The following is a 1,011-nucleotide window of genomic DNA, read 5'->3' as shown; positions in this document are numbered from 1 at the left end:
GGCCTTCACGTCGACGCTCGTCCGGCCGGTGTTGAACACGTACCCCTCGATGATGGCGACCTCGCCCATCTCGATGGGGGCGATGAAGTCGACGTGGTCCATCGAGGCGGTGACCACCTGTCGGTTAGAGAAGCGCATGCCGGCGATGGCGCCGCAGATGTCCATCCAGTGCAACACGGCGCCGCCGAGCGCGCGGCCGAGGTTGTTCGTGTCGTTCGGGAGCAGCATCTCCGTCATCTCGGTGTGCGAGGAGGCGAGCGTGGCCGTCTCGTCCATACCCGGCGTGGGAGGGCCGGCGACTTGAACGGCCGGCTTCGGCGGCGGCGCGGTGGTCACCAAATCCGACGCCGGCGTCGGGACCTCACCGCTCTTCGGACGGGTCGCCGTCGTCGCCGAACCGGATCGAGTCCCGAGGGCGGCCCGCCTCGTCTATCACCTCGTCGGTCACGACTATCGGGCAGTCCACGCGCACGGCGAGCGCGAGCGCGTCGGAGGGGCGCGCGTCGAAGACGAACCGCTCCGGTTCGCCGTCGTCGTAGCGCTCGGCGTCGACCTTCGCGTAGAAGGTTCCATCGCGGAGATCGTCGACGCGGACGCGATCGATGGCGCCGCCGAACTCCGTGAGGATATCCACGAGCAGGTCGTGCGTGAGCGGTCGGTCGAACGGTTCGCCCTCTAACGCCATCCCGATCGACCGGGCCTGGTCGCCGCTGACGAAGATCGGGACGTACTCGCCGCGCGCGGAGAGGATAACCGCCGGGACGTCGCCGCTCGGCGCCGAGCCCGCACCGACCCCGACGACCTCGGCTTCGTGTTCCATACCCGAACGTGGTGGCGGCGGCTTGAATAGCTGTCCCACGCGCGGCCGCCCGTCCGATGCGCGACCGCGCCGCGCGCCGCCTCGGATCGACGCGCGGGCTCAGTGCGACGCGCGGTACCAGTACGCCCACGCCAGCGTGAACACGAGCGCGGCGCCGAGGAAGAAGACGACCCCCGGCTCGACGAGCGAGA

2 protein-coding genes and 1 pseudogene are annotated in these 1,011 nt (G+C 70.0%); all 3 read right to left on the bottom strand.

Annotation, left to right across the window (positions count from 1 at the left end):
- The coding region (locus tag U4E84_RS18860) for a hotdog domain-containing protein (protein WP_322533572.1) at positions 1–276 on the bottom strand (276 nt) is incomplete at its 3' end.
- 85 nt (positions 277–361) lie between these two features.
- Positions 362–820 carry a bifunctional nuclease family protein gene (locus U4E84_RS18855; protein WP_322533571.1) on the bottom strand — a complete coding sequence of 153 codons (459 nt, stop codon included), beginning with the start codon at positions 818–820 and terminating at the stop codon, positions 362–364.
- Between the two features lie 99 nt (positions 821–919).
- Positions 920–1,011 (bottom strand): annotated as a pseudogene (locus U4E84_RS18850) (ArsR family transcriptional regulator); the annotation flags it as partial.

The sequence above is a fragment of the Halorubrum sp. AD140 genome, assembly GCF_034497445.1.
GTDB lineage: Archaea > Halobacteriota > Halobacteria > Halobacteriales > Haloferacaceae > Halorubrum.
The sequence above is the reverse complement of the archived record's forward strand: the minus strand, read 5'-3'. Positions and strand labels throughout refer to the sequence as shown.

Excerpts from the sequence above, each read along its gene's own strand:
- U4E84_RS18855 (WP_322533571.1), bottom strand. The coding sequence starts at position 820 with ATGGAACACGAAGCCGAGGTCGTCGGGGTCGGTGCGGGCTCGGCGCCG.